The organism is Flavobacterium silvaticum, assembly GCF_012911565.1.
In the GTDB taxonomy this organism is placed as follows: Bacteria; Bacteroidota; Bacteroidia; order Flavobacteriales; family Flavobacteriaceae; genus Flavobacterium; species Flavobacterium silvaticum.
In genome coordinates, this window is the sequence record NZ_JAAMPU010000105.1 from 1 (window position 1) to 25,094 (window position 25,094).

General features: G+C 44.2%; 15 protein-coding genes. 10 read left to right on the forward strand and 5 right to left on the reverse strand.

Translation table 11 applies throughout. From position 1 onward, the window contains the following. The 3 genes from G6047_RS09165 to pth form a co-directional block, all read left to right on the forward strand. The coding region (locus G6047_RS09165; protein ID WP_169527314.1) for a T9SS type A sorting domain-containing protein at positions 1–234 on the forward strand (234 nt) is incomplete at its 5' end. Between the two features lie 710 nt (positions 235–944). Beyond that, on the forward strand, positions 945–2,681 hold the full coding sequence (locus G6047_RS09170; RefSeq protein WP_169527315.1) for a T9SS type A sorting domain-containing protein: 1,737 nt from the start codon (positions 945–947) through the stop codon (positions 2,679–2,681). Between the two features lie 238 nt (positions 2,682–2,919). Continuing rightward, positions 2,920–3,540: an aminoacyl-tRNA hydrolase gene (gene pth / locus G6047_RS09175; RefSeq protein WP_169527316.1), complete on the forward strand. Its 621-nt coding sequence runs from the start codon at positions 2,920–2,922 to the stop codon at positions 3,538–3,540. 227 nt (positions 3,541–3,767) lie between these two features. On the opposite strand, the gene G6047_RS09180 is transcribed toward pth, so the two are convergent. Continuing rightward, positions 3,768–4,634 carry an AraC family transcriptional regulator gene (locus G6047_RS09180; RefSeq protein ID WP_169527317.1) on the reverse strand — a complete coding sequence of 289 codons (867 nt, stop codon included), beginning with the start codon at positions 4,632–4,634 and terminating at the stop codon, positions 3,768–3,770. 205 nt (positions 4,635–4,839) lie between these two features. On the opposite strand from G6047_RS09180, the gene G6047_RS09185 reads away from it, so the two are divergent. Beyond that, on the forward strand, positions 4,840–5,439 hold the full coding sequence (locus tag G6047_RS09185) for a hypothetical protein (protein ID WP_169527318.1): 600 nt from the start codon (positions 4,840–4,842) through the stop codon (positions 5,437–5,439). 357 nt (positions 5,440–5,796) lie between these two features. Here G6047_RS09185 and G6047_RS09190 read toward each other — a convergent pair whose 3' ends face one another. Further along, positions 5,797–7,035 (reverse strand): T9SS type A sorting domain-containing protein, encoded by a 1,239-nt coding sequence (locus G6047_RS09190; protein ID WP_169527319.1) that lies wholly within the window; start codon positions 7,033–7,035, stop codon positions 5,797–5,799. A gap of 188 nt (positions 7,036–7,223) precedes the next feature. On the opposite strand from G6047_RS09190, the gene G6047_RS09195 reads away from it, so the two are divergent. From G6047_RS09195 to G6047_RS09215, 5 genes are all read left to right on the forward strand, one after another. After that, a complete protein-coding gene (locus G6047_RS09195) occupies positions 7,224–8,150 on the forward strand; it encodes a bifunctional riboflavin kinase/FAD synthetase (protein ID WP_169527320.1) in 927 nt (308 codons plus the stop codon). Next, entirely contained in the window at positions 8,147–9,481 is a 1,335-nt protein-coding gene (locus G6047_RS09200) for an HTTM domain-containing protein (protein WP_169527321.1), read from the forward strand. Before G6047_RS09195 ends, G6047_RS09200 begins: the two co-directional genes overlap by 4 nt. 130 nt (positions 9,482–9,611) lie before the next feature. Then, on the forward strand, positions 9,612–10,064 hold the full coding sequence (locus G6047_RS09205) for a hypothetical protein (RefSeq protein WP_169527322.1): 453 nt from the start codon (positions 9,612–9,614) through the stop codon (positions 10,062–10,064). Between the two features lie 125 nt (positions 10,065–10,189). Further along, a complete protein-coding gene (gene bioB / locus G6047_RS09210; RefSeq protein WP_169527323.1) occupies positions 10,190–11,278 on the forward strand; it encodes a biotin synthase BioB in 1,089 nt (362 codons plus the stop codon). 161 nt (positions 11,279–11,439) lie between these two features. Then, positions 11,440–12,315, forward strand: coding sequence for a cupin-like domain-containing protein (locus tag G6047_RS09215; RefSeq protein WP_169527324.1), 876 nt, complete (start codon positions 11,440–11,442; stop codon positions 12,313–12,315). A gap of 49 nt (positions 12,316–12,364) precedes the next feature. Here G6047_RS09215 and G6047_RS09220 read toward each other — a convergent pair whose 3' ends face one another. Continuing rightward, positions 12,365–16,564, reverse strand: coding sequence for a choice-of-anchor D domain-containing protein (locus tag G6047_RS09220; RefSeq protein ID WP_169527325.1), 4,200 nt, complete (start codon positions 16,562–16,564; stop codon positions 12,365–12,367). A gap of 166 nt (positions 16,565–16,730) precedes the next feature. Then, positions 16,731–22,484, reverse strand: coding sequence for a choice-of-anchor D domain-containing protein (locus tag G6047_RS09225; protein ID WP_169527326.1), 5,754 nt, complete (start codon positions 22,482–22,484; stop codon positions 16,731–16,733). Between the two features lie 159 nt (positions 22,485–22,643). Here G6047_RS09225 and G6047_RS09230 point away from each other — a divergent pair, with 159 nt between their 5' ends. Beyond that, the gene (locus tag G6047_RS09230; RefSeq protein ID WP_169527327.1) at positions 22,644–23,114 is read left to right on the forward strand and encodes a regulatory protein RecX; all 471 of its coding nucleotides are present in this window, start codon (positions 22,644–22,646) and stop codon (positions 23,112–23,114) included. Here the strand turns inward: G6047_RS09230 and G6047_RS09235 are convergent. Then, positions 23,111–25,087, reverse strand: coding sequence for a transglycosylase domain-containing protein (locus G6047_RS09235; RefSeq protein ID WP_169527328.1), 1,977 nt, complete (start codon positions 25,085–25,087; stop codon positions 23,111–23,113). The genes G6047_RS09230 and G6047_RS09235 overlap by 4 nt on opposite strands. Between the last annotated feature and the right edge of the window lie 7 nt (positions 25,088–25,094).

Genomic DNA, 25,094 nt, shown 5'->3' on the forward strand with positions numbered 1-25,094 from the left:
ACGGTGTTCCCGAACCCGTATGCCGAGAGCTTCTCGCTCGACCTGGATTCCACTTCGGAGGAAGCCGTGCAGGTACGTGTGTACGACATGATAGGTAAACTGCTTGAGGAAAGATCCTTCGGGGCAAGCCGGATCGAACTGGCGCAGTTCGGGGAGAAATACCCGAGCGGTGTCTACAACATCGTGCTGACACAGGGAAGCAACGTGAAGACGCTGCGTGTGATCAAACGGTAAGTAACGATTAATAATTAACAATTAAGCCCCGACTTGCGTCGGGGCTTTTTTATTGGGTAATGGATGACACGAAGGACGGGTGATCGCCTACGGCGCACTTCGTAGCATAAAACCCAGTAAATCCGTGTTGGGAATCTTTGTGGCAATCCAACGTGTGGACTTTTTAAAATCCACACGTTGGATTGCCACAAATTCAAAGGCAGTCAGCAAGGCCTGAACGCGCGTACGCTTTGCGGAATGTCCGTGTAATTAATTTCCCGGCATCACCGCTAAATGGGAGAATGACCGCATCATCCTGATTTGTTTTTAGATGTCCATGTAAAGCGCAAAGCCGGTGCTGACAGGAAAAACCGGACAGATGAATTTTAACAAAAAGTACAGAAAAACTACAGCAAGGAAATCTGCGGATTTCGTAGGGAACACCATTGGCCCCTCCCCGGTGCCAAGGTACTCCCTGGCGCGATAGGTCAGGTACATGAAAAATGTATAAAAAGTTAAATGATCAGGTGAAAGGCCCTAACCTGGAATAGGAATTTCAGCGGCAATCCAAGGTGCGGACTTTTAATCCACGGTTCCGATCTTCACAAAGCGACACAAGCGTATTCTAAATTGCTGGCATCGGGGCAAAAAATCCCATGCATCAAATTATCCGAAAGAAAAAACAATATATTAGCGAAGTGACAACCAATGCGTAAACTTTAAAACTCCGTATGAAGAAACTTTACCTGAGTCTTTGTATCATGGTCGGCGGAATCCTATCTGCCCAAAGCCTTACTCCGCAAATCATCCAGTCTGGAGGCCCCGTATGTTCCACTGGCGGCTGTACCGAATTTACCCTCGATTACACTCCCGCACATGAAACCACTTCTTATACCGTGTCTTCTATTCCATACCAACCTGCCTTTCCATTTACGGGTGGCGTGGAACTTGACGCAAACACAGATGATATCTGGAGTTCGCAATTCAACATTCCGTTTTCGTTTTGTTTTTACGGTCAGACCTATGCTTCTATTTGGGTGGGTTCCAATGGTGTCGTCACTTTTACGCAACCTTCCGCCACGGGTCCGGGAAGCTGCCCATGGAACTTTGACTGGGAAATACCGTATTCTGAATTTCCCATAAAAAATGCTATCTATGGCGTATACCAGGATATTAATACTGCCATTACGACTCAGTTTGGCGAGGCGTCCAATGTCAATTACTTTATCTCAGGCATGGCTCCGAATCGTGCGGTAATTATAAATTACAATCAGATTGCGTCATTTAATTGTGATGAACAGCTGCAAACCAGCCAGATTGTGCTACATGAAACCACAAATGAGATAGAGGTATTTGTACTGAGCCGAACTCCATGTACTACCTGGAATGATGGTTTTGGCTTGATTGGAATACAAAATACGAGCGGAGATTCCGCCGTAGTACCAGAAGGCAGAAACAGCGGTGCGTGGACAGCAACCAACGAAGCATGGAAATTTTCACCAAACGGCAATCTACTATCTACAGTGAGCTGGTCTCTTAACGGCGAAACAGCTGCTTCAGGTAATCCGGTAACACTTTGTCTGGACAATCCCGAAAACACAATCTCCGCAACGGTTGCCTACACCGGATGCGTTCCCGTAGTTGTTTCCCAGAGCATAAATGTCACGTTGGGTAGTTTTGCTTCGGCCGCGCCGGAAGATCTATATCATTGTTCCGATACCGGAACGGCAGTATTTGACCTTACTGCAAATACTGCTAATGTACTGGCTATGCTTGATCCGATGGAATATAATGTGACCTACTTTACTTCTCTGACTGACGCCGAGTTGTTTGCCAATCCAATTGTCAACCCGAGCGTATTCATGGGATTTGGCGGACAGGTAATTTACGCTTCCATAGAATCATTGACAACCGGATGCTATGCAATTGCCGGCTCTTTCACCTTACACGTAGACATTCCTCCAACGGCACCGGTTGGCGCTACGGCCCAGGATTTTACGCTGGGGCAGACGCTTGCCGATCTTGATGTTACCGGAATTGAAATTCAATGGTATGCAGATCAAGAACTTACGCTTCCTATTTCTTTGTACACATTGTTGGAAGACGGCGTTACCTACTACGCACTTGAAACGTATGTTCCACCTGGATGCATAGATTATACAGATCGTGCTGCTTTGAATCTCAACAATGTACTTGCGGTAACAGTTCACGCGGTCCTTTCGACATCAGATTTCGATTCGGCTTCCGTTAGAATATACCCCAACCCGGCTTCCGGTATTATAACCGTTTCTTCTGACAGAATTATTGATGCTGTTTCTGTTTATTCCATCCAGGGACGTTTGCTACTGCATAAAGATTTCCACACGGAATCTGCGGTTATCGATTTGACCGGATTCGCTTCGGGGACTTATTTGCTTAAGGTTTCCGGACAGGACGGGACTCAGGTCGCCAAAGTCGTGAAGCGATAACAGCGTTTGGTGCCCCGCGCTAAGGATGTGAGTGAGATATCCTTTTAACCAAATCCTTTTTTTGGTTAAAAGATATGAGCGGCAGCCTGACGGCGGGTTTACAAAACAAGGTATCGCCGTAGTTTTGTTACCCGGCGGAGCGCCCAAAAAATTAAAAAGCCTTGTCGTTTGATGAGGCTTTTTATTTATGTACGAACGTGCGAATACCAGTAAGTGACGAATTGCCTAAATTCGCCGGATGAAATCCTTCTTCAAACTCTTTTCAAAAAAGACGGAACCTGAAACTGACCCAATGAAAAAATACCTAATCGCCGGCCTGGGAAATATTGGGGCCGAATATGTAAACACGCGCCACAACATTGGTTTCAAAGTGCTTGATTTTTTGGCGAGGGCCGAAGGCATTCCGTTTGAAACGGCCAAACTCGGATTGGTTGCGGAATACGGTTTAAAAGGACGCAAATTCATTTTGCTGAAACCGAATACTTACATGAACCTGAGCGGGAAAGCAGTTCAGTATTGGATGCAGAAAGAAAACATACCGCTCGAGAATTTGTTGGTGATTACAGACGATCTGAACCTGCCGTTCGGAACCATCCGCATCAAACCGAAAGGATCTGACGGCGGACACAATGGCCTTAAAAACATCAATCTGGTTTTAAATACCCAGAATTACACGCGGTTCCGGTTTGGCATATCGGATGAATTCAAAAAAGGCCAGCAGATCGATTATGTGCTTGGTGAATGGAGCGCCGATGAAGAGGCCAAACTGCCGGAAAGACTCGAAAAATCTGTAGAAGTGATTAAGTCATTCGGAACGGCCGGATTGGAAAATACGATGACCGGATTTAACGGAAAATAAAGTCTGTGACTCCGATTGAAATCAGATTGAAACTTTCTTTAGCCGTAATTCCATTTGTGTTGATTGCTGTTTAAAAAAACGTTTAACACATATTCTGTGTTAAATGGATCTCAAATTCAATTTTAACACAGAGAATCACGTGTTAAATGATGCCCGAATTTGAGTTTAGCACACTTCTCATCATGCCTTTTCAAAGGATCGACATTCCTGAAAAATGCTACTTAACCTTAAGCGCCAATCATCGTTTTATATTCCTTGCGGTATTCCGATGCGCTTTTGCCCGTTAATTCCTTAAACGTCTTATTGAAGTAGCTGAAATTGTTGAAGCCGCTTTCAAAACAGATTTCGGTGATGCCGATTGGTTTTTCGGCCAATAGTTTTGACGCATGCACTACACGGTATTCATTGACAAAACGCGTAAAGGTCTTGTTGGTTATCTTTTTGAAATAACGACAGAACGACGGAACAGTCATGCTGACCAGATCTGCGATTTCCTCGAGTGTAATCTGTTTCTGGAAATTATCCTTTACAAAATTGAAGATCAGGTTGATCCTGTCATTGTCCTGCATTTGGGTTTCGACAGCGAATCCGTCGGCGTTAAGGATCTTGAAATCCTCTGAATGCTGGAGTTCATTCAAAACGCCAAGTACGCCGAGCAGTCTGTCAAATTCCGATGCGTCTTGCAATTCGGTTAATTTTACACCTATTTTCTTTCGGGTTTCCGGGCCATAAGCGATTCCGCCTTTTGCCTGGTGGAATAATTTCCTGATGTTTTTGGTTTCGGGTAGATCAAGGAATTGTGTTCCGAGAAAATCGGGTTTCATCTGGATCACCGTTTCATCTATGTTTCCGGTCGTATCACTCGTGAAGCCGCAATGAGGCAAATTGCTGCCAATCAATATAAGGTCGCCATCTGTATAATACGAAACATGGCTTCCTATCTGACGCTTTCCGTTTCCTCCGTTTACAAATACAAGTTCGATTTCCGGATGATAATGCCAGACATGCGCCTTTTGGTTCTGGTTGTTCGCATACTTGCTGAACGAAAACGAACTACCGAACGATGGTTCTATGACTTCAAGTGCAGCTTTCATATATCAAAATTACACACATTAGCGATTGCAAAATTGCGCAATATTACCTTAGAAGTGAACTATTTTAACCTACATCGTTTTCTTTGTGGCATTTGATGTTAAAATAACACACAAACCTGAAAATATGGGTGTAGCGAAAACAGGATGACGCAGGTAATTTTACATCGTCAATTGAAACTATTGTGTATCCTTAAATCTTGACATTATGAAAAAAATGATGAAATTCGGTTTGGTAATGGCGGCTCTTCTTGCTATGGCTGTTACGACTTTTGCAAATACGACAGATTTTTCTGTGCGTGTGAATGATAATATAGGAAAGACGATCCGTTTTTCTGTAGTTGATGCCCCGACTGTTCATTTATCTCTGGTTTCAGATCAGGACGAAATTCTTTTTGAAGAAAATGCTTTTGGTACAGGAGCTATTTCACGTCAGTACGATTTGAAAAGTTTTCCAGCCGGAACGTATTTCCTTAAAGCGGAATCGGCCTCAAAAATATCTGTCTATAAAGTAGATGTAACTGCAGACGACGCCATCATTACTAAAACACCTGCAACGGAAGTGGTGAAACCTGTGGTTGCCGTAAAAGACGCTAAAGTCAGCATCAGTATAATCAACAGTGCCGTTACTCCAATCAGCATTACGTTGCTTGACGCTTCGAATGTGGAACTTTTTACTGAAACGACACCTGAGAAATTAAGCCACATTAAAATGTTTGATTTCAGCAATGTGCCATACGGTGAGTATACTTTTATCACAAAATATGGTGATGAAACATTTATGAACCGGGTTGTTGCCGGTAATTAATCAGCACACAAACAACAAACAACCTCCTTTTGGAGGTTTTTCTTTATGTTAGAGATAAAGAAAAAGCCCTTCTTGAAGATAGAAGGGCTTTTGTTTTTTATTGGTATAAGACAAAATATTTGTGTAGTCTTTTTTTCTGTTACTTTAAGACCTGCGGCTTTACCTGTGTGCTTTAGTTAATCCATGAATTATGATGCTTACAGAGATGTCGATTCTAAATTCAATCAGATTAAATTTAAAGTCTTTTTATCACAGGCCTTACAAGAATATTTATTTCTTTTAAGAACACATAAACAGAAAAAAAGAAGCCGTCTCAGTTTTGAGACGGCTTCTTTTTTCAGATATCTTGCTTTAAGATTATTTCTTGATGAGCTTTTCAGACTTCAGCAACTTTGTTCCGTTGTAGAATCTGGCAAAGTAGATTCCGGCTTCAAAACCGTGCATATCCACTTTGGCTTCGGTTCCGTTCAGCGCTTGTGTCAATACCAATTGCCCGGCAATATTGAACAACTCAACCTTAGTCAATTGTTGGTTGCTTGAAATCACTGAGAATTCGTCAGATACCGGATTCGGATATACTTTGATTTGCGCGGCGGCATGCAAGTCCGGAGTTCCAAGCACACTTGCACGAGGGCCGGCAATGGCGGCGTTGGTCAATAATTTTTGTCCGTTGGTAAAGAAAGCCATACACGCATCGTTGACATAATCCATATAGTTCATGAACATGGAACCGTTTCCTGTAAGTGAACATGCCTGATCATAATCTGGAAAATCAGGGCAAAAATAAGTTGGTCCGCCTACCTGAGGCGTATCGGCAACACCGTCGCTGTTGGCTACTGTTCCGCAAGCTGATCCATCATCACCCCAAGGATGTTCCAATCCGAAATAATGACCAATCTCGTGGGTTGCTGTGCGGCCTTTATTAAATGGAGCCGTCGCTGAAGTACCGATTGTACCGAAATTATTAAAATCAATGCACAAACCGTCAAACGGATAACCGGCAGCGGCAGGCGGATAGGCAAAACCTAAAAGGCTTGTATCACTGAAATTTCCAACCCATATGTTCAGGTATTCGTCCGGATCCCAAGCTGGTTCACCCGTGGTGGTATAATAGTCGTCTTCAAATACATAATCTGTAGCTGTTATGTTTTTACGTGTGATTCCGGTAGTGGCATTTCCATTCGGATCCACAGAAGCCATTACGAAATTGATTTCCATATCGGCCCCAAGCGGTTGCCATACAGCTGGTACCACAGTCGCAAAATCTGCATTGAGTTTTCTGTAATCGTTATTTAAAACGGTCATTTGTGATGCAATCTGGGCATCGCTGATGTTTTGGGCTGAAGTCTTATATAAGATATGGACAACCACAGGCACCGTAACCACAACTGCTGGCTGAGCCACAGATTCAGTAGCCATTGTCTGATTCAGGTTTGAGCCTGCCTCATGCAACTGTTGCCTTACAGCGTTGTAATGCGTTTCAAAATTGGAATCCTGCGCAATAAGCTGTTGGATTTTTTGCGGCGTTCCGCACGTACGTTGGGCCTGGATGAACAGGCTTCCGAAAAGTGCGCTGATAAGTAGTGCTTTTTTCATATAGGTTTTTAAGGACGCTAAATGTAACCATTTTATTTAGAATTATAGCCCAAATTGAGAATTTTCTACTGATTTTGAGGCAGTCACATTGAATGGCTGAGAATTATCGTATAAATGGCCTTGCTTTGTCCAAACCAAAACCGCATGCAATAGCCAAAGTTGCTTACCTTTGCCGAATAGCATTCAAATTGGACTTATTTCCTTCAATATCCGATTATAAAAAAACTGGCGGAACCGTTGTCACGCTTGGCACTTTTGATGGTGTCCACATTGGCCATCGCAAAATAATCAGTCGTTTGACAGCGGCTGCCAAAGAAGAATCGGCCCAAAGCCTTGTCCTTACCTTTTTTCCGCATCCCAGAATGGTTCTTAAATCTGGCGAAGGCGTCAAATTGCTGAGTACTATGTATGAAAAAGCCCGATTACTCGCAGATTTGGGTCTGCAGAGTCTTGTCGTGCATCCATTCGATGCCGATTTTTCACAAATGAGCGCTGAAGAATTCGTATCGGAAGTCCTTGTAAAATCTTTCGGCACAAAAAAAATCATCGTCGGCCACGATCATCGATTTGGAAAAGACAGAAGTGCCAATTTTGACGATTTGGTCCGTTTTGGCGAGCAATTCGGTTTTAAAGTAGAACAGATTCCGGCAGAACAGATAGACGATATTTCAGTCAGTTCCACCAAAATCAGGAACGCATTGGCCCAGGGCGATATTCCGCTGGCGAATTCCTATCTGGGTTATGAATACCTTATTGGCGGTACAGTCGTCCACGGCAAAAAACTCGGGCGCACCATAGGTTTTCCGACAGCGAACATTTCTCTGAATGATTCCGGAAAACTGATTCCTTCCAATGGCGTCTATGCCGTGAAATCAAATATCGACGGGCGTGAGGTTTTGGGAATGATGAACATTGGAAACCGACCGACCGTAGACGGAAACAATCTGTCCATAGAAGTGAATTATTTTGATTTCGATGCCGATTTATACGATAGGGAAATCGAAGTTTTTTTTGTGGAACGCTTGCGTGATGAGCAGAAATTCGCTTCAATTGATGCCCTGAAGGAACAATTGCACGCTGATATGTCATCTGCCAAAAAAATCCTGAGCAAATGATTTCCACGACCAGGCGGCTTTTCAAACCTGTAGATATCGCGCCACTGGTTGTCTTTCGTATATTATTTGGCTTTTTACTGTTCGCCGAAACTTTCGGTGCAATCCTTACCGGTTGGGTTCAACGCAATTTGGTAAAGCCTTCGTTTACCTTTTCACATATCGGTTTTGAATGGCTGCAACCGTTTCCGGGGATGGGCATGTATTTCTATTTTGGGCTGATGGCCGTTTTGGGAATTTGCATCATGGTTGGTTTCAGGTATCGGTTCTCATTGGGATTGTTCACACTATTATGGGCCGGCGCTTACCTGATGCAAAAGGAATCGTACAACAATCATTATTATTTGCTGTTGCTAGTTTGCCTCATCATGCTGCTGTTGCCTGCAAACGGTTATGCTTCTGTCGATACGCGAAGAAATCCCCATATAAAGCGATTGTCGATGCCATACTGGTGTTCGCTGCTCATGATTGTCCAAATCAGCATTGTTTATTTTTTTGCGACGGTTTCCAAATTTTATCCGGGATGGATCAACGGCGATTTTATCCGGATCGTGCTTTCGGGAAAGACACATTACCCAATCGTGGGTCAATTCTTTGACAAGCACTGGTTCCATCTTTTTATTTCATGGACCGGGATTTTTTTTGACGGATCTATTGTCTTGCTGCTTCTTTTTAGAAGGACACGAACCATTGCACTGATTCTGTCGCTCATTTTCCACCTGTTCAATTCGATGGTGCTGCAAATTGGGATCTTTCCGTTTTTCGCCCTAAGTTTTGTATTGTTCTTTTATCCGTCAGATGTTATCCGGAAACGATTCTTCCCTAAAAAACTTCCGATTATTTCAGACACACCTGATTACTTTGGAAAGGATTTGCTAAAATGGATCGTGCTTCCGTATGTGTTGATTCAGCTTTTGCTCCCGATTCGGCATTGGTTCATCAAAGGCGATGTGTTGTGGACAGAAGAAGGCCACAGGCTCAGTTGGCGCATGATGCTTCGACAACGGAATGGGTTTGCACAATTTGAAGTCGTTGATGTGAAAACCGGCCAGACACATATCTATCCGCTGTCAAAACTCGACCAGAAACAAGTAGATTTTGCGACTTCCAAACCCGACGGAATCTGGCAGATGTGCCAACGCATCAAATCGGAATACAACCAAAAAGGAAAAGACGTAAAGATTTTTGTGAAGGCAAGGGTTTCTATAAATTCTGGGCCCTATCTGGAATTCATCGACCCAAAAATTGACATGGCACAAGCTTCATGGAATTATTTTGGCCACGCAGACTGGATTTTACTTTATGATGATCAGGGAAAACGCATAAGCCGATAGATAACGCTTGTTATTAAAGTTATATTAAAACAATACATTCACTCAGATAACCGTAATTTTTTAGTAAATTTATAGTAGAACACCTATTGTCTAACACTTTTCCTGCGTTGGAAAGACAAAAACTACTGTCATGAAATTTACACGAGAACTAACGAACGGAATCATAATTTTCCTCGGAATCGGGGTTTATTTTATCATACTTGAATTACTTGGGCTGTCAGATGAATTCCTGCTTCGGATTTTCAACGTGGCCTTTGTGATTTACGGTGTAAACCGAACCATCAAAGCGAATCAGGCAGACGGCATCCGCGGATACAATACAAACTTGTTGTCTGCCATAATCACGTCAATGATTGGCGCTTTCCTCAGTATCGGTACGCTTTTGGCCTACATCAAATTCAAAGGAGGCGAATCTTATTTGAAAAACCTTGCGGATAATTTCATCTTCGGTGGTGGACATTTGACCATCCAACAATATTGTATAGGACTTTTGTTCGAAGCAACTGCCGCTTCGCTGATTGTTTCATTCTGCCTGATGCAGTATTGGAAAGATAAGGTTGAAGTAATTAATCGGGTTGACTAAAATCCAGTAAACCAGCTCTATTTCCGCAGCAAAAACTGCGGGTTTTTTTTGTCGGTAACTTTGGCGTAATGTAGCACCCGAACTTCGGCAGGAAATCTTTATTTTTGACAGGTAAAATGCAATCCATGAATAACCTCAGACACGACTGGACCCAACAGGAAATAATTGACCTCTACAATAAACCTTTGATGGATCTTCTTTTTGAAGCGGCATCGGTACATAGAAAATCACACGACCCGAATGTAGTCCAGGTTTCAACGCTACTCTCCATAAAAACCGGCGGCTGTCCTGAAGATTGCGGGTATTGCCCACAGGCCGCCAGATATCACACCAACATAGAAGGAAACGATTTAATGAGCGTTTCACAAGTTAAAGCCCAGGCGTTACGTGCCAAATCAAGCGGTTCATCGCGGGTTTGCATGGGTGCTGCGTGGCGGAATGTGAAAGACGGACCTGAATTTGACCAGGTACTCGAAATGGTGCGGACAATCAACAAACTCGATATGGAAGTGTGTTGTACGTTAGGCATGATCACCGAAAACCAGGCGATGCGTCTGGCCGAAGCCGGATTGTATGCCTATAACCACAACCTCGATACATCTGAAGACTATTACAAAGAAGTAATTTCTACCCGCGGATTCGAAGATCGTTTGCAGACGATAGAAAACGTGCGTAAGACCAATGTCACGGTTTGCAGTGGAGGAATCATTGGAATGGGAGAGAGCATAGCAGACCGCGCCGGAATGCTGGTTGCCTTGAGCCGCTTGAATCCTCAGCCCGAATCTGTGCCAATCAATGCTTTGGTTGCCGTAGAAGGAACTCCGATGGAAGATGAAAAGCCTGTTGAAATCTGGGAAATGATCCGGATGGTTGCCACAACACGAATCGTGATGCCGGAAACACAGGTACGCCTTTCTGCCGGACGAAACGGAATGAGCCGCGAAGGCCAGGCCATGTGTTTCTTTGCGGGTGCCAACTCAATTTTTGCAGGAGACAAATTACTTACCACGCCAAACCCTGATGTGAATGAAGACATGAAGATGTTTGCCGCTTTGGGTCTGGAGCCTCAAAAACCGTTCACTAAGATGGTTCAGCCGCAAACGGTAGAAGCTGAAGATTCTGCTTTTGCATCATTGGGCGAAAAACCAAAATGGTCGCGTCCGGGACATAACATAGAACGTAACCTGAATGCTTCCGGAAAGAAAGCAGTTTAAAGAAAAAAACATATTTATGTTTGGGGCCATATTTTTGCGAATATGGCCTTTTTCATTTGTGAAAATTTTAGCAAAACATAGAATTTACAATTTCCCAACACTTCCTAAATTTATATAGGAATCTGATAAAAAGGTTCTGAAAAGCTCAAAACAACACACATATGCCATTAGACCTGACCGAAATTGAACGCGTAGCGATCCTATCCAAAAAAGACTTCTTAGAACGTTACGTAAAACCACAAAAGCCAGTAGTTATTGAAAAATTGACCAGTGATTGGCCCGCTTATAAAAAGTGGAATTTTGAATATATAAAGAATGTGGCCGGAAATCAGACTGTTCCTTTGTACGATGACAGACCCGTTTCCCACAGGGATAAATTCAATGCAGCACACGCTGAAATGAAAATGTCAGATTATGTCGACCTGCTACAGAAACAACCTACCAATTATCGCATTTTTTTATATAATCTGGTGAAAGAAGTCCCTCTTTTAAAACGGGATTTCAAATGGCCTAAAATTGGTTTAAGATTGATCCATCAGTTGCCATTATTGTTCTTCGGAGGAAAAGGATCGCGTGTTTTCATACACTTCGATATTGATTATTCCAACATTCTTCACTTCCATTTCCAGGGTGAAAAACGCTGTATTCTCTTCGCGCCAGACCAGACACCTTATCTATACAAAGTTCCCCACGCTCTTATTTCGAGAGAAGATATCGATTTTGATGATCCGGATTTCCAGAAATTTCCTGCCTTGAAGAAAGCAAAAGGACTGGTCACAAACCTTAAGCACGGTGAAATGCTATATATGCCTGAAGGATATTGGCATTATATGAAATATGTCACGCCGGGATTTTCAATGAGTCTACGGGCATTACCCATACATCCGGCGAATTTGGTTCGTGCAGTATATAATATTTTTATCATGCGTCACTTCGACAATTTAATGCGCCGATGGAAAGGTCAATCCTGGATCGATTACAAAAACGATCTCGCGTTGAAACGAACACACAGGACACTCGGAATACAAACTGCATAAAACAAGAAATCCCAGCCTTGTGCCGGGATTTCTTGTTTTTTAATTTCGTTTAAAACAGAATCTTTTTGGTGACTTTGGTTCCATCAGCGAGTTCAATATTTACCATCAATGCTTGCTGTTGTGCCGCCAATGTGTCAATGCTGTAATCCGTGGTATTCAATCCGGACTTCTGGAAAAGCTGGCGCCCGGTGATATCGTAAATCGTTACCGATGCAATTTCTTGGGAATTCCGGATAGATATGACCTGGTCTTTTACCGCAATCTGCAATCCGGATTGATCGAATTCCGGTTGACCCAATGCTTGTGTTGTGTATACGATTTCAAAACGGTTGTCGAATGTTCCGACCTCTGTGGTGAAACTGTAGGGTGAAGCTTTGATATCGTGTTCAATCTGAAGTAAATTATCTTTCAGATATACATCCTGGTTTTCAAAAAGGCCGTCCATTCCTTCGATTGAAATCGAATACTGTCCGGAAATCGAAGCCTGATAACCCAACAGGAATTTATCTTGTGTACTAAACGGAAGCCCGTGACCTTCAATTACCATTTTTTCGGCATTGAGCAACGAGTAAAAACTAAGGCTTGTATTGACGGAATATATTGCTCCATCATAATCGCGGTCAACGTCATTCGTAGCTCCATCGGCATAACCCAAAAGAACCTGTCTGAATAATCCGTCGGCACCTGCCAAATCAAGCCATAATCTGTGCTTTGCAGCGACGACAATATCATCCCCAACACTCGAAGCTGTTATCGCTGCGTGTCGGTAGAACTGCAAATTAGAAGTGGTTTGACGCATGCTATTGTTGAATGTGACAGTCCCTGGTGTATTTGCTACCACAAAAAATCCCTGGCCGGAAGCTATATCACCAGAAGGAATTGTGTTGTTGACCCCAATATTTGCTGCAGATGCTGTTCCCGAACCTCCAAGTAAATTATAAGATGCATAATCTGAATTCGTGTAAGCATTGTTTGTCATCGCCGTATTGTGCGTCCAGAAATAAAGTGTGCCTCCAATGATATTATTACTGGTCAATTGGAGGAATTTATCTGCATCTATGGAGCTGGCATATGGATTCCCAAGCAAGTTCCACGTCCCGATTGTATTGACTACCGGCTGAGTTATAAAACCATTGTTCGCAGGGCCTGAAAATTGAGCCATATAGACTTGTGGCGTGACGATATCAAAAGTCTGTGGCGCCCGTACAATATATCCTTTACCTGGTACCATTACCGTGGTTACAGGTGGAACACCCTGCCAGGTATTGGCGGCTGTATTGAATTGGTAGAATTTATCTGAAAGGGTCAGCGGAGAAAGGTTAAACAGAGTCTGGTTGGCTACCGGAGATGACCAGTAGGTGTAGTCATATCTGCGTACCGGAGTTGTATTCCGCTTGACAACGATATTTCCGGAGTTTGTAGCGTAGTCGTTTTTCTGGACCAAGCTTCCTCCGTTCTCAATTACAATTGATCCGGCATTATCCAAGTCGCTTTCCACGCTGATGAATTGGCCTGAATTGATTGTAAGTGTGCTTCCTGCATTGACCTGGATTTTACAAGCCTGAACATTACCGTTGGCCGCAGTGCTGTAATTACCCGCAATAATGGCTTTCACACTTGTAGTTGGCGTACCATTGCTCCAACTTGAAGTCCATGTGGTTGTGACTTCTTTTCGCCCAAAAAGGGAAACATCATCAATAGCCCATATCTCGGCGGCATTATTGTTTAAAATAGAAATCCGTACCTGAAGTGCTGTAGATTTAGGCAATGATGACAGCCTGATTGTACTGTTCCCGTCCACGGTCACATAACCTACAGATGGTGTACTCACAGATGAAACGAGGTTATCTCCGTCATACGTTCTGGAAAGAGTTCCGGTTCCCGATGTAAAGCTCCATTTTGAATTGGTATTACCGACCAGTTCCACTTCGTCCGACCAGTTGGTTCCTCCGTTGGAACTTACTGATATAAGAATCCTGTCAGTTGAATCTGAGCCTTCTGCCGTTGTGGTGGAAAGCGATGCCACGCGGACGCTGAGTTCAACATCACTATATGCAGAAGTATTGATTGAACCAAACGTAGTTGTAGAAGTAGCATTATTCACCTGCAGACTCCGCGCTCCCACATATCTGGCAGAGGCGCCTGAATCTCCACTCGCCCCAAAAGCAGTTCCTCCTGCCACTGTTGAACCAGAAGTAGTGTATGCCCACGTAGGCGTTGCCGGAGCGGTTTCAAAATCCTGTATCGCGATGGTTTCGACCGGCAAATAAGAACATGGTGTATAGTCTATACCATAACCGCGAACGGCAAAAGTATATGGGTTTTCATTAAAATCATTATTGGTGAAATTAATTACTGCATCTCTGACACCAGTAGCCGAAGGGTCGAACCGCACCGTAAAAGTAGTCGTCCCATTTATGGCAACAGATGCCGCAGGCGGGGTCAGAATGACAAAATCTGCAGCATTAGGTCCTGTAATAGTTGGTGTGCCGACAGTAAGAGCTACATTGCCAGTGTTTTTAATGGTATAGGTTCGAGTGAGTGTTGCCCCAGTTATATTCAGATAATCAAAAAAGGTATGGTTGACGAGTGTTGGAAGTGTACTTCCACTAACAATGGGTTGATTATTCCCAAAAACATCGGCCTCCGGACTGACCCCTGTACCCTGAATTAAAAACGTATACGGGTTTTCCGGCAAGGATGTAAACGGGTCATTGACGGTGTCATTGTTTAAGATAGTGACGATTGCCGTTCGTATCCCGACAGCAGTCGGTGTAAACGTAATGTAAAAATTAGTACCGAATCCGGCATTGATGGATGTTGCGGTAGGCTGTGTCGTCACTACAAAATCACCAGGATTTGCTCCACTGATACTTACAATCGGAACACCTGTCAATTGTAATAATGCTCCAACATTTCCGGTGTTCTGTATTCTGTAATCTTTAACTACACTTGAGCCCACTACGGTTCCTGCAACCGGCCATAACGTATTGTTAAACGTAGAAGGAATCATGTTCCCACTTGAGATATTACTTGTTCCGCCAGTAAGTCCTTTGACATTTATATCAGGCTTGGGAACGAATCCATAACCACGAATGTCAAACCAATACGGATTCTCATTACTGTCTGTATTGTAGATATTTACCCTGGCAGTATGCAGTCCTTCTATACTCGGATCGAATATTATCGTCAACTCTCTTGTGGATATTACAGAACCGGAAACGGCAGCAATACTTCCGACAGGATTTGAGCCTCCACCTGTATAAACGGTGAAATTCGCAGCATTTGTTCCCGTAATCACGACACTCGATACATTCAAAACCGCCCCTCCTAAGTTTTGGATCTTAAATGTGGTAGAAAGCGTGGCCGCATTTGTAGAGATTGGAGAGCCGATTGGGGCAAAGTCTGTAGATTCGGCTACAGAGGGAGTCGTATCGCCACTTAATACAGTGACTCCTCCAACATTCTGAACGTTGATTTCCGGAGCTGGGGCACCATATGATCCGGTAATGACAATATCGTCCAGACCAAATTCATCCCTGTCACCTGTTCCGGCAACATCTTCTATACTCCATCTCAAATAATAAAATGCCCCGGGAGCAATGTTAAGGCCGGTAATGATTATAGATTTAGTTGGTGTTACACCAACCTGGCCCCATTGAAATGCATCGGCGACATCTGGAGAAACAAAATCCAGCGAAGGTTCATCCTGATAGGTGACATCATCCAGTGAATGTGAAAAATTAAAGCTTGAAGACCTTCCTTCGTCATTCCTCATGTAAATATTATAAGAAACTTCAAGTTGGGTCAAATTGGATGTCCCGTTATTCTTTACCCGTAACACCAAACTTCCGGGATTAAAATCACCAGCAGGCCCGGATTGGATCATAAGTACAGGATTTGCTACGGAACCAGGAGAATCCGTATAGGCATAAAGACCCGGAGTAAGAACAGGGCTTATAACCGAACCGCGTCCAAAATCATCAACAGTTTGCGTGCCTCCGAAAGCCAGTGTTCCGAAATCGAATCCGCGTACACTCCAGGCATTTGAATTAAGCCTGCCGGAAATAGTCGGTGCCGGAGAAAAACCATTACCTGCAAATGCGGAACCAGGGGATGTGCCTACGGTTGCTGGTGTTGTGGCGGAAAAATCAATCGTAACCGGTGTGCTGTTAGACAACATTACCTGAGCGAATGTTTTCTGGAATAGACAGCCTAACAGTATAAAAAAGAGTAATTTTAATCTCATAGGGAAAGTAGGTTTATCTCAGACGTGGTAAATCTGAATTTCCAAACATACAAATAAAAGATTTACAGTGTTTTAGCCGATGTTTAAAATTCGATTAAATGTTGATAATTTCGGTTAAATAATCCTACAAATCCGATTAACTTCATCAATCTCAAATACTTCAGGCTTAAATACGCACCTTTTTAGTCACCTGAGACCCGTCAATCAAATCAATTTTGACCAAAACTACCTGGTCTGAAATCCCGTTTATCGTACTTTCAAAAACTAATGCGTCGATAGATCCGGATTTAAAAACAGACCGACCCAAAACATCATAAACTTCAATATTCTCTATGTTTTGGCCCGAATAAACCTGAAGCCAACCAGGCCTACTGCTGACAATCACATCGTTTTGGCTGGAAATTCCGGGACTTGACAACGGCAGATTATACCTCAACTGGAATCTGGTGTTGAACTCCCCCGTTCCTGAAGAAAAAACATATGGTGTTTCTTTCAGGTTGTGGATAATCCCGAGCAATTTATCTTCGAGATAAACAGGTTGTTCCTCATTGTCGAATACACCTTCGGAATGATCAATTGTAATGGAATATTCCGATGCATATCCAGTCGAAAATCCCAACGGTACAATGTCGGATGAATCAAATGCCGGTCTTCCCTGAATCCTGTATTTTTCATCGTCGAAAACAGAATAAAACGATACTGCATTCTGTGTCGTACTGACCCGTCCGTCATAGCCCCGATCGAATCCTAACGAAGCATCAGGCGTGTAGACAATTAGTTGTTGGCTGAACAATCCGTTTTCATGCATCAGATTAATCCATATCCGGTCCCGCAATAATTGAGGATCGGCTGCAGACATTCTGTAAAAATTCGTATTGGTGGCCACCACATCGCGCATGCTGTTATTGAAAGTGACAGGCGTAGCCGTGATGGCTTCCACAAAGAATCCCTGGCCGCTGGCGACGAATCCGTTAGGTGCCGGCCCTCCGTTTATGCTTGCTGTTCCTCCTCCCAAATTGTACATGGCATAATCGGAAGTGATGAATTGGAACGTTCCGCCAGACGGTGAAATTGGTGTTTTATGCGTCCAGAAATATAAAGTCCCTGAAGTGTTCGTATTGAGGTTGATGAAATCATCCGCCTGTAATGCGGAAGGATATGGATTGCCGATCAGATTGTAATCGTCAGTCGCATTTCCGGTATTTGCACTTAGTGACAGAGGCTGTGTAATAATTCCGTTATTATAAGTTCCGCTAAAAGTCACTCCGGGATTTATAGGATAAGAAGGTGCCGTCGTAGGCCCCATTATCGCATATCCTTTACCGGGCTGCAACAGTCCACTGGCAAGGGTCCAGACGTTTCCGTCATCGTCATATCCATCAGCAGGTCCGCTTCCGCCAGGCCCCGTCATATCTGAAAAATTCGCTGTATTGAACGTAAAGGCATAATCTGTTCTCCAACCGGCAAATGGAGTCGCAAGCATCGCACTTGTGACCGGAGAAGACCAGTAGGTATAATCATATTTGAGGAATGGTGTCGGCGTGCGTTGCATATCCATTGTGCCATTATTGGTCACGATACCAGTATCTTCAACCATAATCAAAGACCCACTGTTCAACACATGCATTATGGCTCCGGAACTTACGGTAAGATCATTCTGGACAGACACGTAGTTTCCACTTGCCACATTTAAAGTCCCGGAAGCAACCGTGAGGCTACAGGCCGAAAAACTGCCATTAACAGCTGTGTTATAAGAGCCATTCAAAACCACAATTGATGTTGAATCAGGTCCCGAAACCGGATTCCAGGCTGACCCATTCCATGTTACCACATTAGCAGCGCTTACTTTGATCGCATTGGTCGCCGTGTAACAAGTCGCTGTATTTTCATTTACCTGACAATAGAACTGGTAACCCGCGAGGGTAGAAACATTGGATATAGAAAGTACGGCTGTATTAACCCCGCTGTAGAGACCTGCATTGGTAAGTAGTGTCCAACTAGCGGTATTTGGCGGTACTGCATACCACTGATAGGTCAGCGCGTTACCGCCTGCATAACCCTCATTCGCAGCAACTGTTATGGTAGCTCCTTTACAACTTCCGGCAACTACAGGCTGTTGGGTTATCACTGGCGGATTACCTGATGGAAAATCATAACTGCCGATATTGGAATAATCGTTCACGGAACAACTGCTGAGCCCGCTTCCGAGCCAATCGCTCACGTTCCAGTCGCTATTGGAATACGTCGGATTCGGTACGGTAGCTGTGTTTTTTCGGCGGAAATCGGCTCCCCTGTCACCTATATTAAGCGGAACGGCCCACGACTGGTTCATATATGTTCCCCAACTGTCTATTTTGACGGCGCTTTTGAAAAGAGCGATATGATCATGTCCAACAGTAGTATCACCCGTAGAGGTATCTGAAAAATTAACCCCCGAAATACTTGTCGCAAGCGTTGCCAATGACCCATTACCTCCCGTTACGGGACATTCCGAGCCGCTGGTCGAGGTGCTGACAACATATGTCTGCCCGTTATTCAATGTTCCGGATAACGCCTGGCTGGAATAACTCGTGCTGTTGCCGTTCGCAAAGAATTGAAGCGAATACGAAGACAGGTTGACCGCAGCACCCGTTCCGTTATAAATCTCTATATAGCTCAATCCGCCGTAAGAGGCATCGGTAACTTCACTGATGAATAATTCAGATGCTGTGTTGGTTCCCTGACAGCCGTTGGTAACATTATTTATAACCGTAAACGGATTGGACGCCTGACACCCCTGGGAATTTGTCGTAATCAACGTACCTGTCGTCGCGCCTGCAGGCACAATCACTTTTATCTGGGTTGAGGAAATTTGAGTTACAGATGCAGAAACCCCATTGAAAACAGCTGTCGCTCCCGTGAGGTTATTTGCAGAAGCTGTAATGGTAACCTCCGTGCCGACAGGTCCTGATGTTGGCGTAATCACATTCGTTGAAGTATTGCAAGTCGCATTTCCGTCAATCTTGAACGTATACGGGTTTTCGTCGCTGTCATTATTGGAAATCGAAACCGTAGCCGTGCGATAACCCTGTGCCGTCGGGTTGAACGTAATGGCAAAAACCGTATTTGCGCCAACTGCTATACTTGACACGGGTGGTTGCGTGCTGACCGTAAAATCCGATGCATTCGTCCCCGAGATACTCACTAACGGTACGCCGGTCAAATTCAGCGCGGCCGTACCTGTATTGCTTATGCGGAAATCTTTAGTGACCGTCGTAGCCAATGCTATCGTACCAAAAGCTGTATTGTTAAGTCCCGAAGTTGTCGTGCTTCCGCTTGCAATCGGATTGGTTCCTGTAGTCGCCCCGTTAAGACCGATTTCCGGTGCCGGATTGTTTGCTGTAACCGTAAAATTGATGACATATGGATTTTCAGATCCGTACGAATCATTGGTCGTAAAGCTGACCGATCCGGAAAAACTCCCCGGAGTAGCCGTTAGAAAACGAACCGTGAAAGTTCTGCTTCCGCCTGGTGCGATGTCCGGTGTCAATGAAAATGCCGGGTTGAAAGAAAAACCGGTTCCTGAAACCGTGCACGGATTTGAAAAGACCAAGTTCTGTCCGCCGAGGTTTTCTATCGTAAAGGTCAGATCGACAGGAATTCCGGTGAGCTGTGTCGGAATTGCATACGCACTGCCTGTGAGGTAAACCGTAGAGGTTAAAGTCTCTTTGATGTTGATATCGGGCGATCGCAACCCTTTGGCAAAATCACTTACGGTCGGATATGTATTGGCACTGTAGGTAAAGAAATTGGTTTGTGCCGATGTTCCGGAATTGACCCAATTGCTGCCGTTCCATTGATTGGACTGCATGGTGCTTTCAACGCCCGTGACATCTGTAGCAAAATAAGTTGCATTGATGGAGTAAGCGGCCGATGGAAACGTACCACTTGAACTTGCCGACCAATATCTGCTGACCAAAGCCGATCCGTCAAAACTTGGATGTGCCAAATCCTGGACACGCAATCCGTACATCGCAGACGTATATGTTCCTGATGGGAACGTCATGCTCGCTGGTGAATATTGAGATCCGTCGGCTGACGAAGCAGCATCGCCTATAGGAAACAAATAGGTTCCCGCGCCCGGAATCTGGCGTTGCAGTTTTCCTCCCGACGACAAATCTGCAATGAGATAACTATTTACAGATCCTGATGCGGCAGCTGGAACGGACGAACCCAAAGTCATCGTCTGCGAGCCCAGATTAATGACTCCCGAGGTCAGTGTAAGTGTATTGTTCACGGTCAAATCTGTACCCAATTGACAGAAAATGGCTGTTGTGCTCCGATTGGCGACAAGGCTTCCCAAAAGCTGTGAACCCGAAGTGAAAGATAACGTTCCGATAGTTCCTGATCCGGTCAGGTTCAACGAGGAAGAAGCACTTCCTTTGAATGTCCCTGAGCCTGTGACCTGGTTTGTTGCAATCGAGGTATTCAACGTCAATGCGTAGCCATTTATATCGAGGATATCGGACGCACTAGCAAAACCGACTTCCCGGTTTATGGTAAGGTTGTTTATCAATTGGACCGTCCGGTTTCCGGTGCTCCCGAATTTGAAATAGTCCAACGCCGATGTGGAACTGACGGTCTGCGTACCTGAAGTTTTTGAGAATACGACAGCTCTTGTATTTGGGTAAAAATTGTTCGTGCTGGTGAAGTTTCCGTAGAGAATCAAATCATCACCGATTCCGGAACCGAGGCTAAGGTTGCCGCTATTAACAACATTTCCGGCAACGGTCAAAGGGCCGTCATTTGTCGCTCCGCCATAATCCATAAAGAAAGAACTTCCTGCATCTATGGTCAGGTTTCCTGCAAGCGCTTTATCATCTGCAGTTCCGCCATTGTTGTAATTTACGGTGGTATTTCCGGTGACCCTGACATTATTCGGATAGCCTGACGTTGTCCCTAAAGTCCCAACTCCCAAAGCACTCCATTCATAGCCGCGGCCGTATATGGTTCCATTGCTGTAAAACAAGGTCGATGAAGCTCCGTAAGTTGGCGAACCGACAAGGAAATAGCCTCCGGAATTTAAATAGAAATCTCCATTTATACGAAAGGTCGAGCCACCGCCCATCGTTATGGAATTTTTGACGAATGCGCTTCCGTCGAATGTCGTTGTCCCGTTGCTCGTATAAGCATTCTGCATATCGAGTGAAGCGGTAGATGAAATGGTAGTGGTTGTACCTGAATTCCTTGTAACAGGCACATCAAGTACCACCGCATGATTAACGGTTACGAGCGCATCGGAAGCTACAGGAACAACACCTCCAACCCATGTGGCTGTATTAGACCAGTTTCCGGGTTGTGCCGTGACGAAACCCACTAAAGTTCCAATAACCTGAACATCATCTAACCTGAAATTATTTGAAGCGTTGTTATTGGCAACAATCGAAAAACGTACGCGAAGATTGGAAACGTTGGCCGCCCCTGCGGGAAGACTGACGGCATATCCTGCCCAAGTTGTCCCAAGGGTGACTGTTCCTGCAGAGGTAAAAGAAGTGCCATCGGTGGAATATGAAATATCAAGATTTGGAACCGTTCCCGATTTTATCCCGCCAAACCGAACTATGATTGTATTATAACCAATAGTAGAAAGCGAATTGTCGTAAGTCAACGTCTTGGTAGCCGTATTTGTACCTAGATTCGTAAAAACATTAGCCCCGCCTGATGCCGAAGCAGTAGGATTTGTCCAACTATAACCGGAACTGGCAGTTGTTGTCCTTAAATCCCAAGCCGAGCCACCCGCAGCATTAGATACGAAACCCGGCGTTGTCACAGTACTTACCGTAGCAGTGCCGAAATTCGTGGAATATAGAGAAACCTGCGCCTCAATCTTAATCGTGAAAAAGATGGCACAAATAAGAAACAGTTGAAATCTTAATTTCATTCGTGGTATTTTAGTTAGACTCGATTCAGGCTACGGCGTATATTCGTAAAAAAATAAAATTTAGATTTTGGGGCTGACAAAGTTAAGATAACATTAAGTTATTAGCCGATTTTAATCGACTAAATTATAAACATTTACAACCACTACATCGTTTTCGTTATGTCCAAAGTATATTCTGTTGAGGAAGCGCGCAAAAAAATGGAGTATTTCTGTTCCTATCAGGACAGATGCCATGCAGAAGTTTCAGCCAGGTTACGCGATATGGGAATGATATCCCAAGCCATAGATGTCATCATGACCAAACTGATCCAGGATAATTACCTCAACGAAGAACGCTTTGCCCGAAGTTTCGCCAGAGGAAAGCATCGCATCAAAGGCTGGGGAATTCCGAGGATAACTTCAGAACTGAAACTAAGAAGCATTTCTTTGGCCAACATCAAAGCTGCATTGACTGAAATACCAGCTGACGACTATCACGAAAACTTTGATAAGCTGGCAGAAAAAAAGTGGCAAACGACACTGGAAAAAGATCTGCTCAAAAAGAAAAAGAAAGTCGCCGATTTCTTATTGCGAAAAGGTTTTGAATCCCAGCTCGTCCTCGACAAAATCCACCAATTGGGAAAATCCTAAAAATCGAATTCGTCAATCGAAAGCGTATCCAGATCGATGGTTTTTTCTTCTTTTTCTTTCTTAACGAAATTCCTTGCCGAACCGTACAACACCACTTTTTTAGTCTGGGCTACCGTATCTTCGGGCGAAATCAGCCCGCGGCGCATCATGATATTCTTGAGGTAGGAATTGTGCTTCACCAGGTAAGGTTTGAGTGTCGCTTCGCCATCGAATTGCCACATGAATTTTTTCGGTTTCGGGACGATGCTCGCCAGAAATAAAGACTCATTCAGGTTGAGCTCTGACGGATGCTTAAGGAAATAAAACAACGACGCTTCACCGATTCCGTAGACATTCGGCCCCCATTCTATAATGTTGAAATACACTTCGAGCATCCGGTTTTTACTCACGATATGGTTGTTCTCCATGATATAAACCAACAGGATTTCCTCGAGTTTTCGCGACAGTGTCTTCTCACGTACAAGGAACACATTTTTTATCAGCTGCATGGAAATCGTACTGGCGCCACGTGCGAAACGCTTTGTCTTGATATTCTGGACGATAGACTGTCGGAATGCATCATTTATAAAGCCACGGTGCGAAAAGAACGACGGATCTTCCGTAGTCAGAACCGCCTTTCGCAAATAAGGGGAAATCTGATCCAGAGGCGTGTAATATATGTTTACGGGCGACACTAAAATAGGCCGTTGCAATCGTCCGTTCTCGACCGCGCGATACGTAAAACTTCCGTTGAGTTTGGCAAGGTTCGCTTCTCCGTACTTGATGATTTTGAGACCTTCTTTATGCAACGAACTATTGAAAACCACCTTATTTGGTTTGTTTTTGTTGTATTCGAAAACCAGGTTGTAGTCAAAAGCACCTTCGGCTTCCATTCCTTTGAAATGCGTGAAAAGTCCGTCAGGCAGCGACGTTATGAAATCCTGGGCCTGCATTTTCGGGATGTTGACGCGAAGCTTGTAAATCGTATCCTGCTCGACATTGTATTGGGCGAACGGATGGAATTTTATTTTGTTCAGGCTTGCTGTGGACGAACTGTCGACCTGCATGAAATCGGCGCCAAACATAAGCTTGTATTTGAAATCGGCATTTTTGATGACGACAGGTTGTGACGCGATACGTCTGTGCTCGACCATTAAATTGGTAATCGAACTGAAACCTTCCACGTGCATTTCGTCTCCATCGAGATCAATGTCTGTTACTTTTAAACGAATGGAATCGAAGCCCGATTTGAGGTTCCAGCGCTCATCAACATAGGGCAAACGGATGCCGCCGGAATCGCGGCTGAAGAAACGGAGATCGGTTTGTTTTTCACGCGGATCGGCAAAACCGGAAATATTCCAGTTCTGAGCCATTGTATTGGTTGTGACGCGGATATCGGAATTGAACTTTTTGTCTGCCAGGCGCAATTTGCTCAAATCCATTGTCAGTTTCCGATCCATATCGAACAACCTGAGCTGGACGTTGTCGATCTGCATATCGGTCGGAATCAGATTGAGTGCCTGGGTCAGTAATTTGTATCCTAATTTGGCGTAATTGGTACGTTCTCCCGGCGTTTTTTCAACCGGTTTTTCTTCGTTCTTCGGATGCAGGAACGCATCGAAATTCTTCCCTTCCTTATTCTTTACCAATTGCACGAAACCGTTGCTGACATTGAGTTTCCCCAATTGCAGGTTTCCGGTAAAGAGTTTCCACAGGTTGACTTCGGTACTGAAATTTTTGATGCTGACCAAGGTATCGCCAGATTTAGGAACCAGCACGATATCTTTCATTTCAATCGAATTCAGGCTCGTGAAATGGGCGTTTTTGACGGAGAATTTACTCTCGTAATCCGTCCGCATTTTATCGGAAACCTTCGCTATCGCTTTCTGCAGCAAGGCATCCCTGAAAATTAAAATCCCGGCCAACGCGAGTACGATTACCGTAAGCAGCGATGCCAGGACTATGAGGATTCTTTTTTTGGCGCGTGGACTCATTCAGGGG

Excerpts from the sequence above, each read along its gene's own strand:
- pth (WP_169527316.1), top strand. The coding sequence starts at position 2,920 with ATGAAATCCTTCTTCAAACTCTTTTCAAAAAAGACGGAACCTGAAACT.
- G6047_RS09215 (WP_169527324.1), top strand. The coding sequence starts at position 11,440 with ATGCCATTAGACCTGACCGAAATTGAACGCGTAGCGATCCTATCCAAA.
- G6047_RS09220 (WP_169527325.1), bottom strand. The coding sequence starts at position 16,564 with ATGAGATTAAAATTACTCTTTTTTATACTGTTAGGCTGTCTATTCCAG.
- G6047_RS09200 (WP_169527321.1), top strand. The coding sequence starts at position 8,147 with ATGATTTCCACGACCAGGCGGCTTTTCAAACCTGTAGATATCGCGCCA.
- G6047_RS09205 (WP_169527322.1), top strand. The coding sequence starts at position 9,612 with ATGAAATTTACACGAGAACTAACGAACGGAATCATAATTTTCCTCGGA.
- G6047_RS09230 (WP_169527327.1), top strand. The coding sequence starts at position 22,644 with ATGTCCAAAGTATATTCTGTTGAGGAAGCGCGCAAAAAAATGGAGTAT.
- G6047_RS09190 (WP_169527319.1), bottom strand. The coding sequence starts at position 7,035 with ATGAAAAAAGCACTACTTATCAGCGCACTTTTCGGAAGCCTGTTCATC.
- G6047_RS09235 (WP_169527328.1), bottom strand. The coding sequence starts at position 25,087 with ATGAGTCCACGCGCCAAAAAAAGAATCCTCATAGTCCTGGCATCGCTG.
- G6047_RS09180 (WP_169527317.1), bottom strand. The coding sequence starts at position 4,634 with ATGAAAGCTGCACTTGAAGTCATAGAACCATCGTTCGGTAGTTCGTTT.
- G6047_RS09185 (WP_169527318.1), top strand. The coding sequence starts at position 4,840 with ATGAAAAAAATGATGAAATTCGGTTTGGTAATGGCGGCTCTTCTTGCT.
- G6047_RS09225 (WP_169527326.1), bottom strand. The coding sequence starts at position 22,484 with ATGAAATTAAGATTTCAACTGTTTCTTATTTGTGCCATCTTTTTCACG.
- bioB (WP_169527323.1), top strand. The coding sequence starts at position 10,190 with ATGAATAACCTCAGACACGACTGGACCCAACAGGAAATAATTGACCTC.
- G6047_RS09170 (WP_169527315.1), top strand. The coding sequence starts at position 945 with ATGAAGAAACTTTACCTGAGTCTTTGTATCATGGTCGGCGGAATCCTA.